The 15655-nt window shown below is 68.1% G+C and carries 18 protein-coding genes; 10 read left to right on the top strand and 8 right to left on the bottom strand.

Annotated elements, in window-relative coordinates; genetic code table 11:
- Positions 1–56: 56 nt before the first annotated feature.
- Together AP428_RS10400 and xerD are read left to right on the top strand one after the other, a co-directional pair.
- Entirely contained in the window at positions 57–524 is a 468-nt protein-coding gene (locus tag AP428_RS10400; RefSeq protein ID WP_011546053.1) for a methylated-DNA--[protein]-cysteine S-methyltransferase, read from the top strand.
- The gene (gene xerD, locus AP428_RS10395) at positions 524–1480 is read left to right on the top strand and encodes a site-specific tyrosine recombinase XerD (protein WP_011546052.1); all 957 of its coding nucleotides are present in this window, start codon (positions 524–526) and stop codon (positions 1478–1480) included. The genes AP428_RS10400 and xerD overlap by 1 nt, the downstream gene beginning before the upstream one ends.
- Positions 1481–1548: 68 nt before the next feature.
- Here xerD and AP428_RS10390 read toward each other — a convergent pair whose 3' ends face one another.
- Complete coding sequence (locus tag AP428_RS10390; protein WP_011694378.1) at positions 1549–3111, bottom strand: class I adenylate-forming enzyme family protein; 1563 nt, start codon at positions 3109–3111, stop codon at positions 1549–1551.
- A gap of 235 nt (positions 3112–3346) precedes the next feature.
- Between AP428_RS10390 and ybaK the strand changes: the two genes are divergently transcribed.
- Together ybaK and plsY are read left to right on the top strand one after the other, a co-directional pair.
- Positions 3347–3838 (top strand): Cys-tRNA(Pro) deacylase, encoded by a 492-nt coding sequence (gene ybaK / locus AP428_RS10385; RefSeq protein WP_011694377.1) that lies wholly within the window; start codon positions 3347–3349, stop codon positions 3836–3838.
- Between the two features lie 116 nt (positions 3839–3954).
- Positions 3955–4596 (top strand): glycerol-3-phosphate 1-O-acyltransferase PlsY, encoded by a 642-nt coding sequence (plsY, locus tag AP428_RS10380; RefSeq protein WP_011546049.1) that lies wholly within the window; start codon positions 3955–3957, stop codon positions 4594–4596.
- A 67-nt stretch (positions 4597–4663) separates the two neighbouring features.
- On the opposite strand, the gene AP428_RS10375 is transcribed toward plsY, so the two are convergent.
- On the bottom strand, positions 4664–5149 hold the full coding sequence (locus tag AP428_RS10375) for a YajQ family cyclic di-GMP-binding protein (protein WP_006478013.1): 486 nt from the start codon (positions 5147–5149) through the stop codon (positions 4664–4666).
- A gap of 136 nt (positions 5150–5285) precedes the next feature.
- Between AP428_RS10375 and murB the strand changes: the two genes are divergently transcribed.
- Complete coding sequence (murB, locus tag AP428_RS10370; RefSeq protein WP_011546048.1) at positions 5286–6335, top strand: UDP-N-acetylmuramate dehydrogenase; 1050 nt, start codon at positions 5286–5288, stop codon at positions 6333–6335.
- 87 nt (positions 6336–6422) lie between these two features.
- On the opposite strand, the gene argF is transcribed toward murB, so the two are convergent.
- Positions 6423–7352, bottom strand: coding sequence for an ornithine carbamoyltransferase (gene argF / locus AP428_RS10365; RefSeq protein WP_006482207.1), 930 nt, complete (start codon positions 7350–7352; stop codon positions 6423–6425).
- Between the two features lie 411 nt (positions 7353–7763).
- Between argF and AP428_RS10360 the strand changes: the two genes are divergently transcribed.
- Complete coding sequence (locus AP428_RS10360; protein WP_011546046.1) at positions 7764–8084, top strand: DUF3579 domain-containing protein; 321 nt, start codon at positions 7764–7766, stop codon at positions 8082–8084.
- A 156-nt stretch (positions 8085–8240) separates the two neighbouring features.
- On the opposite strand, the gene rpsT is transcribed toward AP428_RS10360, so the two are convergent.
- Entirely contained in the window at positions 8241–8513 is a 273-nt protein-coding gene (gene rpsT, locus AP428_RS10355) for a 30S ribosomal protein S20 (RefSeq protein ID WP_006482211.1), read from the bottom strand.
- A gap of 305 nt (positions 8514–8818) precedes the next feature.
- Here rpsT and murJ point away from each other — a divergent pair, with 305 nt between their 5' ends.
- Both murJ and AP428_RS10345 read left to right on the top strand, forming a co-directional pair.
- Positions 8819–10369, top strand: a complete 1551-nt coding sequence (gene murJ, locus AP428_RS10350; RefSeq protein WP_011694376.1) for a murein biosynthesis integral membrane protein MurJ — start codon at positions 8819–8821, stop codon at positions 10367–10369.
- An 8-nt stretch (positions 10370–10377) separates the two neighbouring features.
- Positions 10378–11220: a SirB1 family protein gene (locus tag AP428_RS10345; RefSeq protein ID WP_011546044.1), complete on the top strand. Its 843-nt coding sequence runs from the start codon at positions 10378–10380 to the stop codon at positions 11218–11220.
- Between the two features lie 147 nt (positions 11221–11367).
- Here the strand turns inward: AP428_RS10345 and adk are convergent, their stop codons facing one another.
- The 4 genes from adk to lpxK form a co-directional block, all read right to left on the bottom strand.
- Positions 11368–12030 carry an adenylate kinase gene (adk, locus tag AP428_RS10340; protein WP_006482212.1) on the bottom strand — a complete coding sequence of 221 codons (663 nt, stop codon included), beginning with the start codon at positions 12028–12030 and terminating at the stop codon, positions 11368–11370.
- Between the two features lie 208 nt (positions 12031–12238).
- Positions 12239–13030 (bottom strand): 3-deoxy-manno-octulosonate cytidylyltransferase, encoded by a 792-nt coding sequence (gene kdsB, locus AP428_RS10335; protein WP_011546043.1) that lies wholly within the window; start codon positions 13028–13030, stop codon positions 12239–12241.
- A gap of 125 nt (positions 13031–13155) precedes the next feature.
- Positions 13156–13350, bottom strand: coding sequence for a Trm112 family protein (locus AP428_RS10330; protein WP_006482216.1), 195 nt, complete (start codon positions 13348–13350; stop codon positions 13156–13158).
- A complete protein-coding gene (lpxK, locus tag AP428_RS10325) occupies positions 13331–14359 on the bottom strand; it encodes a tetraacyldisaccharide 4'-kinase (protein WP_011546042.1) in 1029 nt (342 codons plus the stop codon). Before lpxK ends, AP428_RS10330 begins: the two co-directional genes overlap by 20 nt.
- A gap of 243 nt (positions 14360–14602) precedes the next feature.
- On the opposite strand from lpxK, the gene AP428_RS37150 reads away from it, so the two are divergent.
- Both AP428_RS37150 and xseA read left to right on the top strand, forming a co-directional pair.
- Positions 14603–14782, top strand: a complete 180-nt coding sequence (locus AP428_RS37150; protein ID WP_175803891.1) for a hypothetical protein — start codon at positions 14603–14605, stop codon at positions 14780–14782.
- A 26-nt stretch (positions 14783–14808) separates the two neighbouring features.
- The coding region (gene xseA / locus AP428_RS10320; RefSeq protein ID WP_063934013.1) for an exodeoxyribonuclease VII large subunit at positions 14809–15655 on the top strand (847 nt) is incomplete at its 3' end.

Raw genomic sequence — 15655 nt, 5'->3', positions numbered from 1 at the left:
AGTGTCGTCGGCGCGTGCGCAGGGCCGCGCGCGCATCCCTCGGTCAGGAGAATTCAATGTTCAACGCTGTCATCGACGCGCCGTTCGGCAAGGTCGGCATCCGCACGGATGCAGCGGTGGTGCGCGAGATCGTCTATCTGCCCGAATCGATGAAGTCGGTCGATCCGGATTCGGCGCTCGCGAAGCGCGCCGTGAAGCAGATCGAACGTTATTTCGAGCGCGCGTCCGCACGCTTCGACCTGCCGCTCGCCGACGTCGGCAGTGCATTCCAGCACCGGGTGTGGGACGCGATCAGCGATATCCCGCCCGGGACGGTGCTGACCTACGGCCAGGTCGCGAAGCGGATCGGCAGCGCGCCGCGCGCGGTCGGCCAGGCGTGCGGCGCGAACTATTTCCCGCTCGTGATTCCGTGCCATCGCGTCGTCGCGGCGGGCGGTCTCGGCGGATTCGCGAACCACGACGACAACGGCTATTACCAGCAAGTGAAGCGCTGGCTGCTGACGCACGAGGGCGTGCCGTACTGATGAGCGAACCGATGATTTCCCCCGCCGCCGACAACGACACCGACGCCGTCGCGGCATCGCCCGCGCTGCTCGCGAGCCGCGCGTCGATCGACGTGTTCTGCGATGCGCTGTGGCTCGAGCACGGGCTCGCGCGCAACACGCTCGATGCGTACCGGCGCGACCTGGCGCTGTTTTCCCAATGGCTGGCCGCGACGCACGACGCGCCGCTCGACTCGGCCGACGAGGCGATGGTGACGGGCTATATCGCCGCGCGCAGCGACGGCAAGGCGACGTCGTCGAACCGGCGGTTGTCCGTGTTCCGCCGCTATTACGGCTGGGCCGTGCGCGAGCATCGCGCGAGCGCCGATCCGACGCTGCGGATCACGTCCGCGAAACAGGGGGCCCGGTTCCCGTCGACGCTGTCCGAGGCGCAGGTCGAGGCGCTGCTCGGCGCACCCGACATCGGCACGCCGCTCGGCCTGCGCGATCGCACGATGCTCGAGCTGATGTACGCGAGCGGGCTGCGCGTGAGCGAGCTCGTGACGCTGAAGACGGTCGAGGTCGGCCTCAACGAAGGCGTCGTGCGCGTGATGGGCAAGGGCTCGAAGGAGCGGCTCGTGCCGTTCGGCGAAGTCGCGCACGGCTGGATCGAACGCTACCTGCGCGACGCGCGGCCGGCGCTGCTCGGCGCACGCGCGGCCGATGCGCTGTTCGTGACCGCGCGCGGCGACGGCATGACGCGCCAGCAGTTCTGGAACATCATCAAGCGTCACGCGCAGCAGGCCGACGTGCGTGCGCACCTGTCGCCGCACACGCTGCGGCACGCGTTCGCGACGCACCTGCTGAACCACGGCGCCGACTTGCGCGTCGTGCAGTTGCTGCTCGGCCACAGCGACATCTCGACCACGCAGATCTATACGCACGTCGCGCGCGAGCGGCTCAGGACGCTGCACGCGCAGCATCACCCGCGCGGCTGACGCGCGACGCGGGCATGCGGCTCGGCGTGAGCCGCAATGTGGACTCGCGTGCCGTCGCGTCGGCCGCGTCAGACCAGCTCGCGCAGCCGGTGCTTCAGCACCTTGCCGGTCGACGCGGCCGGCAGCGCATCGAGCACGCGGATGTGCGCAGGGCGTTTGTAAGCGGTGAGCCGATCCGCGCACCATGCGTGCAAGGCTGCCTCGTCCGCCGCCGCGCCCGGCACCAGTTCGACGAACGCGAGCACTTCCTCGTTGCCGTCGATCGCGCGGCCGATCACGGCCGCCTGCACGACGTCCGGATGCGCGTTCAGCACCTGTTCGACCTCGACCGGATACACGTTGAAGCCCGAGCGGATGATCAGCTCCTTGCTGCGGCCCGCGATCGTCACCGCGCCGTCCGCTTCCTGCCGCGCGAGATCGCCGGTGCTCAGCCAGCCGTCCGGGGACACGGCCGCGTGCGTCGCGTCCGCGTTGCGGTAGTAGCCGAGCATCACGTTCGGCCCGCGCACGCGAATCTCGCCGACTTCGCCCGGCGGCACGTCGCTGCCGTCCGGCGCGACGATCCGCACGTCGACGCCCGGAATCGGCACGCCGACCGAACTGTCCGTGCGCGGCGCGTCGAGCGGCGTCTGCGTGATCGTCGGGCTGCTTTCGGTCATCCCGTAGCCGTTGTGCAGCGGCACGCCGTACAGGCGCTCGACGCGCGCCTTCAGGTTCGCATCGAGCGGCGAGCCGCCCGAATATGCGAAGCGCAGCCGCGGCGCGCGCCATGCGTGGCCGTGCGTGTGCAGGTGTTCGAGCAGCTTTGCGTGCATCGCGGGCACGCCCTGGAAGATCGTCACGCCTTCGTCGGCGAGCGCGACGCGGACGGCTTCCGGCGAGAAGCGCGGCGCGAGCCGCAGCGTCGCGCCCGCATACAGGCTGCCGAGGCATACCGACGCGAGCCCGTACACGTGCGACACGGGCAGCACCGTGTAGACGACGTCGTCCGGCGACACGCGGCGCAGCATGCTCGACGTCGCCGCGATGAACAGCAGGTTGCGGTGCGACAGCATCACGCCTTTCGGTGTGCCGGTCGTACCGGTGGTGTAGATCAATGCCGCGCATTGTGCGGCACTGCCGGTGGCCACCGGCTCGGCGGGCGCGCTCGCGTCGACGTGATACGAACACGCGCCGATGTCGACCGGCAGCGCCGCGGCCGGCGTGGCGCCGAGCCGCTCGGCATGGGCGCGCGCGTCGGGCGATACGTCGGTCGTGAACGCGATCAGCTTCGGGCGCGCATGCGCGGCGATCGCGTCGAGCTCGGCGGCCGACAGCCGCGCGTTCGACACGAGCGCCCATGCGTCGAGGCGGGCGGCGGCGAACAGCAGCACGATCTGCGCGACGCAGTTTTCGGCGACGATCATCACGCGGTCGCCGCCTTCTACGCCGAGACTCGCCAGCCGCGCGGCCGCCGCGTCGACGGCCTGCGCCAGGTCGCCGTACGACAGCCGGCGCGCATCCTCGATCAGTGCCGGCTGCGCGGGCGACTCCGCGGCCCGGTACGCGGGCACGTCGGCGATGCGGCGCGGCAGCGCGGCGAGCAGCGCATCGACATCGAGCGATTCGGATGAGCGGATGGGCGAGGACATGGCGTCTCCAGATGAAGGGCCGGCGGCAGCCGACGATATTTGCGAACGATCGTGCCATGGCGAGACGCGCGCCACAATCAGCCAATCGGGCAATAGCGCTTCACGATGTCTGCAATGATGATGGGTGCAATCGTGACGGCGACGCGGTGGGCCGGCGGAAAACGGGCCGCGAGTATACCGTCGGCGCGGGCTCGCCACTGCGCGCCCGGCGATCGTTCGCCATTAAAATGCCGCCATGAGCAAATCCAGACACGTGTCCGAAACCCCTGCGACCCAGCTGCTGCGCCGTCATGGCGTCGCATTCGGCGAGCATCCGTACGAATACGTCGAGCACGGCGGCACCGGCGAATCGGCGCGCCAGCTCGGCGTCGACGAGCACAGCGTCGTGAAGACGCTCGTGATGGAAGACGAGCACGCGAAGCCGCTGATCGTGCTGATGCACGGCGACCGCACCGTGTCGACGAAGAATCTCGCGCGGCAGATCGGCGCGAAGCGTGTCGAGCCGTGCAAGCCCGAGGTCGCGAACCGCCATTCGGGCTATCTCGTCGGCGGCACGTCGCCGTTCGGCACGCGCAAGACGATGCCCGTCTACGTCGAGTCGACGATCCTCGAATTGCCGACGATCTACCTGAACGGCGGCCGGCGCGGCTACCTCGTCAGCCTCGCGCCGGCGGTGCTCACGTCGCTGCTCGGCGCGCAGCCGGTGCAGTGCGCGAGCGTCGACTGAGGGTTTCACCTTCGTGGCACCCCGCGCCCGTTCGGTAGAATGGGCGCCGTTTCGGCCTGCCGGCTTGCCGCGCCCGGCCGTTCCTTTCCCGATACGTTGAAAGAAGAGTCCTCCGCATGCAGATCCTGCTCGCCGCCCTCGTTGCCTACCTGATCGGTTCGGTGTCGTTCGCCGTCGTTGTCAGTTCCGTGATGGGGCTGGCCGACCCGCGTTCATACGGGTCGAAGAACCCCGGCGCGACCAACGTCCTGCGCAGTGGCAACAAGAAGGCCGCGATCCTGACGCTCGTCGGCGACGCGTTCAAGGGCTGGATCGCCGTCTGGCTCGCCCGGCACTTCGGCCTGCCCGACGTCGCGATCGCGTGGGTCGCGATCGCCGTGTTCCTCGGCCACCTGTACCCGGTGTTCTTCCGCTTCCAGGGCGGCAAGGGCGTCGCGACCGCGGCCGGCGTGCTGCTCGCCGTGCACCCGGTGCTCGGGCTCGCGACCGCGCTGACCTGGCTGATCGTCGCGTTCTTCTTCCGCTATTCGTCGCTCGCGGCGCTGGTGGCGGCCGTGTTTGCGCCGGTGTTCGACGTATTCCTGTTCGGCATGCCGGGCCACAACCCGATCGCCTGGGCCGTGCTGGCGATGAGCGTGCTGCTCGTGTGGCGTCACCGCGGCAACATTTCGAAGCTGCTCGCGGGGCAGGAGAGCCGGATCGGCGACAAGAAGAAGGCGGCCGCGGACGGCGGCGCGCAGGACGGCGGGAAAGCCTGAGAAACGCGGCGCCGGGCGCGCCGCGTGTGCGGGGCCCGGCCGGATGACGCGACGGGCCGGCGGCCGGTCAGTCGCGGAAGTTGTTGAAGTCGAGCGGCGTGTCGGTCACGTCCTTGCGCAGCATCGCGATCGTGCTCTGCAGGTCGTCGCGCTTCGTGCCCGAGATGCGCACCGCGTCGCCCTGGATGCTCGCCTGCACCTTGATCTTGCTGTCCTTCACGAGGCGCACGATCTTCTTCGCGAGGTCGCCCGTCACGCCCTTCTTCACGGTGACGACCTGCTTGACCTTGTCGCCGCCGATCTTCTCGACCTTGCCGTAGTCGAGGAAGCGCACGTCGACGTTGCGCTTGGCCAGCTTGCCGATCAGTACGTCCTTGACCTGGCCGAGCTTGAAATCGTCGTCGGCGAACAGCGTCAGCTCGCGTTCCTTCTGCTCGACGCGTGCGTCGGAGCCCTTGAAGTCGAAGCGCGTCGAAATTTCCTTGTTCGACTGCTCGATGGCGTTCTTCACTTCGATCATGTTCGCTTCGGAAACGACGTCGAACGATGGCATGGCATTCTCCCTAGAGATGCGGGCACCCGGCTCACGCACGGGCACTCGCTATAATTGCGGACTGTTTGCCATTTTACCGATGCCCCTCCGTTTGCCCAAGGCCGGCCATGCGCCGCCCGGGCCGACGTGACCGCGAATGCCGATGCCCCCTGACGATTCCGCCCTGTCGCTGCTTCCCGACCATCCGCTCGCCGCGCACAACACGTTCGGCATCGCCGCGCGTGCGCGCTTCGCCGCGCGCATCACGCAGGCGGCGCAGTTCGAGGCGCTGCATCGCGACCCGCGGGTCGCGAACCTGCCGCAGCTCGTGCTCGGCGGCGGCAGCAACATCGTGTTCACGCGCGATTTCGACGGCGTCGTGCTGCTCGACGAGATCGCGGGCCGCCGCGTCGTGCGCGAGGACGACGACGCGTGGTACGTCGAGGCCGGCGGCGGCGAGAACTGGCACGCGTTCGTCGCGTGGACGCTCGAGCACGGGATGCCGGGCCTCGAGAATCTCGCGCTGATCCCGGGCACCGTCGGCGCCGCGCCGATCCAGAACATCGGCGCGTACGGCCTCGAGATGAAGGCGTATTTCGATTCGCTGGTCGCGGTGGAGCTGGCGACGGGGCGCCGCGAGCGCTTCGACGCCGCGCGCTGCGCGTTCGGTTACCGCGACAGTTTCTTCAAGCGGGAAGGGCGCGGCCGGTTCGCGATCGTCGCGGTGACGTTCCGGCTGCCGAAGCAATGGACGCCGCGGCTCGGCTATGCGGACGTCACGCGCGAGCTCGACGCGCGCGGCATCACGCCCGAGGCGGCAACGCCGCGCGACGTGTTCGATGCGGTCGTCGCGATCCGCCGCGCGAAGCTGCCCGATCCGCTGGTGCTCGGCAACGCGGGCAGTTTCTTCAAGAATCCGGTGATCGACGCCGCGCAATTCGATGCGCTGCGCGCTCGCGCGCCGGATGTCGTGTCGTATCCGCAGCCGGACGGGCAGGTGAAGCTCGCGGCCGGCTGGCTGATCGACCGCTGCGGCTGGAAGGGGCGCGCGCTCGGCGCGGCGGCCGTGCACGACCGCCAGGCGCTCGTGCTCGTCAATCGCGGCGGCGCGACCGGCGCCGACGTGCTGGCGCTGGCGCGGGCCATCCAGGCCGACGTGCGCGCGCAGTTCGGCGTCGAGCTGGAGGCGGAACCGGTCTGCCTGTAACGTAGCGCGCGCCGGTTTTGGCGCGCCCAAACGAAAGCGCCGATCGTCGACCGGCGCTTTTTTTACGCGTGTGCGTTGAGCGGCGCGTCAGTGCTTGAGGCGGCCGAGCAGCAGGAATTCCATCAGCGCCTTCTGCACGTGCAGGCGGTTTTCCGCTTCGTCCCACACGACACTCTGCGGGCCGTCGATCACGCCGGCCGTCACTTCCTCGCCGCGGTGCGCGGGCAGGCAGTGCATGAAGAGGGCATCCGGATTCGCATGGCCCATCATTTCCTCGTCGACGCACCAGTCGGCGAATGCCTGCTTGCGCGCCTCGTTCTCGGCCTCGAAACCCATGCTCGTCCACACGTCGGTCGTCACGAGATCGGCGCCCTTGCACGCTTCGTTCGGATCGTCGAACACCTCGTAGAACGGCGCGCTGTCGGGCGACACGAGCTTCATGTCGAGCGCATAGCCGGGCGGCGTCGACAGGCGCAGCTTGAAGCCGAGGATCTGCGCGGCCTCGATCCACGTGTAGAGCATGTTGTTCGCGTCGCCGACCCACGCGACGGTCTTGCCGGCGATCGGGCCGCGGTGCTCGTAGTACGTGAAGATGTCGGCGAGCACCTGGCACGGATGGTATTCGTTCGTCAACCCGTTGATCACCGGCACGCGGGAATTCTGTGCGAAGCGCGTGATCACGTCCTGCTCGAACGTGCGGATCATGATGATGTCGACCATTCGCGAGATGACCTGCGCGGAATCCTCGACGGGCTCGCCGCGGCCGAGCTGCGTGTCGCGCGTGCTCATGAACACGGCGTGGCCGCCGAGCTGGAAGATCCCGGCCTCGAACGACAGGCGCGTACGCGTCGAGCTCTTCTCGAAGATCATCGCGAGCGTGCGGTCGTGCAGCGGGTGATAGGTTTCGTAGTTCTTGAACTTGCGCTTCAGGATACCCGTGCGTTCGAGCACGTACTCGTAGTCTTCCAGCGAGAAATCCTTGAACTGCAGGTAGTGACGAATGGTTTTGGCGGTCATGAAACGAAATACGGCGGTCTCACCCGGCCGCGAGGCCGGACGGCGCCGCCGTCGGGTGTGGATAACTCAAAGCAGCATAAAGGATTTTCTGTGCTTTGACGAGCCGTGGAACGACGCGGGGCAGGATCGCCGCGCCCGATCCGCGGTGCGGGAAGAGGGCCGTCGGGACGACGCGCGATGGCGCGCTGCGGTATAATTCGAAAGTTTTCTCCAGCCCGGCAGGCAAGGCTTTTCGCGCTCTGCCGGACACAAGCCGTGCGCTGCACACATCCGGTGCAGTCCACCGGCGGCGCGCATCGACGCCCCGTTTTCGGGATATCGATCGGCTCGTGCCGCCGCCTCTCCAGCTTTGTGTTCGCGTATCCAGGCGCCGTTGCCTGGACATCGCCGGGCCGTCACTTGGGTAACCACATGGCTGAAACCCCTCCGACCGAATTTTTCATCCAGGGCATCACGAAAGACGGGAAAAAGTTTCGCCCGAGCGACTGGTCGGAACGTCTGGCCGGTGTGATGGCCTGCTTCGGGCCGGGGGCGAGCGGGCCGAATGCGCGACTCAAGTATTCGCTGTACGTGCGCCCGACGATGCTCGGCGACCTGAAATGCGTGATCCTCGATTCGCGGTTGCGCGACATCGAGCCGATGGCTTTCGATTTCGTGCTGAATTTCGCGAAGGACAACAACCTCGTCGTGACCGAGGCGTGCGAATTGCCGGACTACAACACGAAGAAGTGAGTGATGCCGACGGGCGAGGGCGCGGGTTGCGTCCGCCCGGGCAACTGCCGCCGCCGCGCGTGATGCGCAGGCGGCAGGCGACAAAAAAGCCCGCCTAGGCGGGCTTTTTCGTGATCGCAGGAAACAGGAACGCCCGCCTGAGCGGGCGCACCGGAGTTACGCTGCTGCCTGCAGGCCCTTGACGGCTGCGGCCAGGCGGCTCTTGCTGCGAGCGGCCTTGTTCTTGTGAACGATCTTCTTGTCGGCGATCGTGTCGATCGTCTTCACGGCAGCCTTGAACAGCTCGGCAGCCTTTGCCTGGTCGCCGGCTTCAACAGCCTTGCGAACCGACTTGATCGCGGTACGGAATTTCGAGCGCAGCGCCGAGTTGTGCGAGTTTGCCTTCGCGGCCTGGCGGGCGCGCTTGCGTGCTTGTGCGGAGTTAGCCATGACGGTTCCTTATCCTGTCCTGTTTCCAGAGCTTGGAGCCTGACGGCCAAGCGCTGCTTTTCGATCCGTCCCCTGAGAACGATTGCCCAGGGGCGCATAAAAAAACGGTGATTTTAACCGAGGCCGGGACATGAAAACGGCAGTTGCCGTGCATGTACGAGCCCAGAAACCGGCGATTATAGCAACAAAATCAAGCGAGTGGCAAGTTCAACGTGATGCCGGCCGGATGGAGCCGCGGGCGGCCGGTGCGCTTTTCGGCATCGGCCGGTGGCCGGGTCGCGCAACGTCCGTATAATAAGCGCCCCATGAATCTATTCCGAGCCCTGCTGACGGTCAGCGGCTTCACGCTGCTGTCGCGCGTGACCGGACTGGCCCGCGAGACGCTGATCGCCCGTGCGTTCGGCGCCAGTCAATACACCGACGCGTTCTACGTCGCCTTCCGTATCCCGAACCTGCTGCGCCGCCTGTCCGCCGAAGGCGCGTTCTCGCAGGCGTTCGTGCCGATCCTCGCCGAGTTCAAGAACCAACAGGGGCACGATGCGACGAAGGCGCTCGTCGACGCGATGTCCACCGTGCTCGCGTGGGCGCTGGCCGTGCTGTCGGTCGTCGGGATCGCGGGCGCGTCGTGGGTCGTGTTCGCGGTCGCGTCCGGCCTGCACAGCGACGGCCAGGCGTTTCCGCTCGCGGTCACGATGACGCGGATCATGTTCCCGTACATCGTGTTCATTTCGCTGACCACGCTCGCGTCGGGCGTGCTGAACACGTACAAGAGCTTCTCGCTGCCCGCGTTCGCGCCGGTGCTGCTCAACGTCGCGTTCATCGCCGCGGCCGTGTTCGTCGCGCCGCACCTGAAGGTGCCGGTCTACGCGCTCGCGTGGGCGGTCATCGTCGGCGGCGTGCTGCAGTTTCTCGTGCAGTTGCCGGGCCTGAAGAAGATCGACATGGTGCCGCTGATCGGCCTGAACCCGCTGCGCGCGCTGCGTCATCCGGGCGTGAAGCGCGTGCTCGCGAAGATGGTGCCTGCCACGTTCGCGGTGTCCGTCGCGCAACTGTCGCTGATCATCAACACCAACATCGCGTCGCGGCTCGGGCAGGGCGCCGTGTCGTGGATCAACTACGCCGACCGCCTGATGGAGTTCCCGACGGCGCTGCTCGGCGTCGCGCTCGGCACGATCCTGCTGCCGAGCCTGTCGAAGGCGCACGTCGACGCCGATTCGCACGAATATTCGGCGCTGCTCGACTGGGGGCTGCGCGTCACGTTCCTGCTCGCGGCGCCGAGCGCGCTCGCGCTGTTCTTCTTCGCGACACCGCTCACCGCGACGCTGTTCAACTACGGCAAGTTCGACGCGCATACCGTCACGATGGTCGCGCGCGCGCTCGCGACCTACGGGATCGGCCTCGTCGGCATCATCCTGATCAAGATCCTCGCGCCGGGCTTCTATGCGAAGCAGGACATCAAGACGCCCGTGAAGATCGCGATCGGCGTGCTGATCGTCACGCAGCTGTCGAACTACGTGTTCGTGCCGCTGATCGGCCACGCGGGCCTCACGCTGAGCATCGGCGTCGGCGCGTGCCTGAATTCGCTGCTGCTGTTCCTCGGGCTGCGCAAGCGCGGCATCTACCAGCCGTCGCCGGGCTGGCTGCGCTTTTTCGTGCAGCTCGTCGGCGCGGCGCTCGTGCTCGCGGGCCTGATGCACTGGTGCGCGATCAGTTTCGACTGGACCGGCATGCGCGCGCAGCCGCTCGATCGCATTGCGCTGATGGCTGCGTGCCTCGTGCTGTTTGCTGCACTATATTTCGGTATGTTGTGGGTGATGGGCTTCAAATACGCTTACTTCAGAAGGCGCGCCAAGTGACGACCGCAATGACCCGCGTCCTCGACTACTTCAGCACGCTCGTGGCGGACGACGACAGTCTGCCCGTCACGGAAGCCGCGCTGTCGCTGGCGCAGGACGCGTATCCCGACCTCGACCTGCAGGGCACGCTGGCCGAACTCGACATGCTGGCGGCGCGGCTGCGCCGGCGGCTCGCCGACGATACCGACCTGAAGGGCCGCGTCGCCGCGCTGAACGACTTCTTCTTTCGCGAGCTCGGCTTCGCGTGCAATCACAACGATTACTACGACCCCGATAACAGCCACCTGAATGCCGTGCTGAAGCGGCGGCGCGGGATTCCGATCTCGCTGTCGGTGCTGTACCTGGAGCTCGCCGAGCAGATCGGCGTGCCGGCGCGCGGCGTATCGTTCCCCGGCCATTTCCTGCTGCGCGTGACGCTGCCGGATGGCGACCTGATCATCGATCCGACCAACGGCCATTCGCTGTCCGAAGCCGAGATGGTCGAGATGCTCGAGCCGTACGTCGCGCGGGCGGCGGGGGCGGTCGACAGCGCGTTGCGCGCGCTGCTGCAGCCCGCGACGAGCCGCGAGATCATCGCGCGGATGCTGCGCAACCTGAAGACGATCTATCTGCAGACGGAGCGCTGGCAGCGGCTGCTCGCGGTGCAGCAGCGGCTCGTGATCCTGCTGCCCGAGCAGCTCGACGAGGTGCGCGACCGCGGCTTCGCGTATGCGCGGCTCGACTACCTGCGCCCCGCGCTCGAGGATCTCGAGCAGTATCTCGGCGAGCGGCCCGAGGCGGAAGACGCGACCGTCGTCGAGTCGCAGGTCAGCGAATTGCGGCAACGGATGCAGCGCGACGGCGAGGATTGAGCCGCCAGCGCGCTGCTTCTTGGACACGGAAAAAACGCCCGCATCGCGGGCGTTTTTCTTGCGCGCTTGCCGCAGGGGCGTGCAAAGCGTGACAGGCGAAAAAAAAGCCGCCCGGACCGGGCGGCTTGCGGGTGCGCGACGCGCTGCTTACTTCAGCGCGTCGAACGCGCGCTCGCGGATTTCGTCGACGGTGCCCAGGCCCGAGATCTTGCGATACTGCGGCGCCTTCAGACCGTTTTCCTCGCCGCGCTGTGCCCAGTCGCCGTAGTACGTGATCAGCGGCTTGGTCTGCGCTTCGTACACTTCGAGACGCTTTTTGACAGTTTCTTCCTTGTCGTCGTCGCGCTGGATCAGCGGTTCGCCCGTCACGTCGTCGTGACCTTCGACCTTCGGCGGGTTGAACTTGACGTGGTACGTGCGGCCCGATGCCGGGTGCGTGCGGCGGCCGCTCATGCGCTCGATGATTTCCGAGAACGGGACGTCGATCTCGAGCACGTAGTCGATCGCGACGCCGGCTTCCTTCATTGCGTCAGCCTGCGCGATCGTGCGCGGAAAGCCGTCGAACAGATAACCGTTCGCGCAGTCGGATTCCTTCAGGCGCTCCTTGACCAGGCCGATGATCAGCGCGTCCGGCACGAGCTTGCCGGCATCCATGTAACCCTTCGCCTCGACGCCGAGCGGCGTGCCGGCCTTGACGGCCGCGCGCAGCATGTCGCCCGTCGAGATTTGCGGAATGCCGAATTTTTCCTTGATGAAGTTTGCCTGGGTGCCCTTTCCCGCGCCGGGCGCGCCCAACAGGATCAAACGCATGGTGATATCTCCAAGTATGTAGATTCGTGTGGCGAGACACAAAGGCGTCGGCGACAGCGGGCGCGGGGCTCGCCCGGCGCATGGCGGACCGGTCTGATGCGGCGCGTCGGCCGAGGCGACGCGCGGCTGCCGGCAGGGCCACGGGCGGGGTCAAGCGAGGACGCGCTGGTCGCGGACGGCTCGCACAATCGCCTGATTATGCCACGGGTTATTTTGAACCCGGCTGAAAAAGGGCCTGCACGCGCGCGAGATCGGCCGGCGTATCGATGCCGGCTTCGGGCGCGGATTCGGTGATCAGCACCGCGATGCGCTCGCCGTGCCACAGCGCGCGCAACTGTTCGAGCTGCTCGGCCTGTTCGATTGGCGCCTGCGCGAGCGACGGATAGGTGCGCAGGAAACGCGCGCGATACGCATAGAGGCCGATGTGCCGATAGACCGGGAAAGCCGGTGCAGGCATGGCCGCGACGTCGGGCCAGTGCGGCTGGTACGCGTCGCGGCTCCACGGAATCGGCGCGCGCGAGAAGTACAGCGCGACGCTCTGCGCGTCGAGCGCGACCTTCACGACGTTCGGATTGAACACGTCGGCCGCGTCGTGGATCGGGTGAGCGGCGGTCGCGATCGCGCACGCCGGATGCGCGGCCAGGTGCGACGCTACGTCGCGCACGAGCACGGGGTCGATCAGCGGCTCGTCGCCCTGCACGTTGACGACGACGGTGTCGTCGCGCCAGCCGAAGGCCGCCGCGACTTCCGCGAGCCGGTCGGTGCCGGACGGATGGTCGGCGCGCGTGAGCACCGCTTCGAAGCCGTGATCGCGCGCCGCGTCGAGCACGCTCTGCGCGTCGGACGCGACGAGCACCTGTTGCGCGCCCGCTTCGCGCGCGCGCTCGGCGACACGCACGACCATCGGCTTGCCGCCGAGATCGGCGAGCGGCTTGTTCGGGAGCCGCGTCGACGCGAGCCGGGCGGGAATGACGGCGATGAAGGGGGGCGGGTGAGTCATCAGGGGAGCGCTGGGAAGAACGGGGCGGGCGACGCCGGAAGCCGGGCGCCCGGCGAGTGCGGCAGCCCGGCCGGGGCCGGGCCGTCACGGTGTCGAACGGGGCGCCGGGCGAGCGGCGCGGCGGTTCAGCGGCCGGCCGGATCGACCGGCGTGCCTTCGACGGTCTGGCGCGCTTCGTCGACCAGCATCACGGGGATGCCGTCGCGGATCGGGTACGCGAGCTTGTCCGCGTTGCAGATCAGTTCCTGCGCGGCACGGTCGTAGTGGAGCGGGCCTTTGCAGATAGGGCACACAATGATTTCAAGCAGGCGAGCGTCCACGGAGTTTCTCCACAACGAGGGCAATGAGGCGAGGGTCGAGCGCGGCTTCGACGGGGACTACCCACAGTCGGGCGTCGCGCCAGGAAGCGCCCAATTTTACTGCATCCTTCTCGGTGATCAGGATCGCATCGACGGCATCGTCGACGAACGGATTGTCGGCGAACGCGTAATGGTCGGGCAGCGCGCGGGTCGCCGGCGCGAGACCGGCCGCGCGCAGCGTCGCGAAGAAGCGTTCCGGCGCGCCGATGCCGGCCGCGGCGAGCACGCGTTCGTGCGCGAATTGCGACAGCGGGCGGCGTAGCGCGGGCTGGTCGAGGTGCCAAGCGGCGCCCGGCGTCAGCGCGAGCGCGTAGGTGTCGGGCCACGGCGGCAGCGCGCCGCTGTACGGATCGTTGACGAGCGTCGCGTCGCGGTGCCGCGACAGCGGCTCGCGCAGCGGGCCGGCCGGCAGCAGGAAGCCGTTGCCGCCGAGCCGGTGGTCGAATACGACCAGCTCGACGGTGCGCGCGAGGCGGTAGTGCTGCAGGCCGTCGTCGCTGACGATCACGTCGACGTCCGGATGCGCGGCGCGCAGCGCCTGCGCGGCCGCGACGCGGTCGGGGCACACCCACACGGGTGCGCCGGTGCGGCGCGCGATCAGCAGCGGTTCGTCGCCGGCCGCGGCCGCGCGCGACGCCGGCGTGACGGCGGTGGGCGCCTTCACGTTCGCGCCGTAGCCGCGCGACACGACGCCGGGCGTGAAGCCGGCCGCGCGCAGCGCGTCGACGAGCGCGATCACGGTCGGCGTCTTGCCGGTGCCGCCGACGGTCACGTTGCCGACCACGACCACCGGCACGCCGACGTCGACCGGCTGCTTCCAGCCCTGCGCGTAAGCGGTGCGCCGCAGCGCCGCGCACAGGCCGAACACGCAGGCGAACGGCGTGAGCGCCCACGCGAGCGCGCCGCGCCGCTGCCATTCGCGTGTGAGGCGCGCTTCGAGTCGCGCGAGCGGGCCGCCGGGCGCGCTCATCGGGTCGGCCGCGGCGCGTCGTGCGCCGCGGCGAGGGACGGATTCGTCAAGGCGGATTCTCCGTTGGGCGGCGCATGCCGCAGGGTCCGTGGAAGGCGGCACTCTAGCGCGCCGCACGCCGGCGCGGCAAGCGCGACCGGCCGCCGCAGCGTGCGGGGCCGGATCGCGGCGCCCTGTGGATAACTCTGTGAAAAACTCCCCCGTCGATTGTCTCAAACGCCCGTCCGGCGGGCCTCGAATCGGATGAGAATCATTCTGAAAGGTTTAAAAAATTATAAAAATCAAGGCGTTACCGAGAATCGTCTGGTTTTTTTAGCGGTTTCCGAGCGTTTTACGCGGACGAATGCCAGAGTGTGGACACCTTCCGTGCGCGACGGCGAATACGGCGGCGCTGGACGCCGCGCGCGTGTCGGACTATCGTGACGCCGCCAGCATTCATCCGACCGCCCATGCTTTCCGATTCCCCTTTTTCCGCCCCCGGCACCACCCGCGGCGGCGACGAAGTGATTCCCGTTTCGGCGCTCAATCGTGCGATTTCGACGATGCTCGAGCGCTCGTTTCCGCTGTTATGGATTTCCGGCGAAGTGTCGAATTTCACGCGCGCCGCGAGCGGCCACTGGTATTTCTCGATCAAGGACCAGCAGGCGCAGATGCGCTGCGTGATGTTCCGTGGCCGCGCCCAGTATGCGGAATTCACGCCGCGCGAAGGCGACCGCATCGAGGTGCGCGCGGTCGTCACGATGTACGAGCCGCGCGGCGAAGTGCAGCTCAACGTCGAAGCCGTGCGGCGCACCGGGCAGGGGCGCCTGTACGAGGCATTCCTGCGGCTGAAGGCGCAGCTCGAGGCCGAGGGCCTGTTCGCCCCCGAGCGCAAGCGGCCGCTGCCGGCGCACCCGCGCGCGATCGGCATCGTCACGTCGCTGCAGGCCGCCGCGCTGCGCGACGTGCTGACCACGCTCGCCCGGCGCGCGCCGCATATTCCGGTGATCGTCTATCCGGCCCCCGTGCAGGGCGCCGGTTCCGCCGAAAAGCTCGTCGCGGCCGTGGCGACCGCGAATGCGCGGCGCGAGGTAGACGTGCTGCTGGTCTGTCGCGGCGGCGGCTCGATCGAGGATCTGTGGTCGTTCAACGACGAAGCGCTGGCGCGCGCGATCGCGGCGAGCGAGCTGCCGGTCGTCAGCGGCGTCGGGCACGAAACCGATTTCACGATCGCCGACTTCGCGGCCGACCTGCGCGCGCCGACGCCGACCGGCGCGGCCGAACTCGCGNGCCCGCNNCGCGCGCTGCTGCTGCGCG

It is taken from the genome of Burkholderia sp. E168m22 (assembly GCF_001319805.1).
GTDB classification, from domain to species: domain Bacteria; phylum Pseudomonadota; class Gammaproteobacteria; order Burkholderiales; family Burkholderiaceae; genus Burkholderia; species Burkholderia orbicola.
This window is presented reverse-complemented; position numbering and strand designations above follow the sequence as displayed.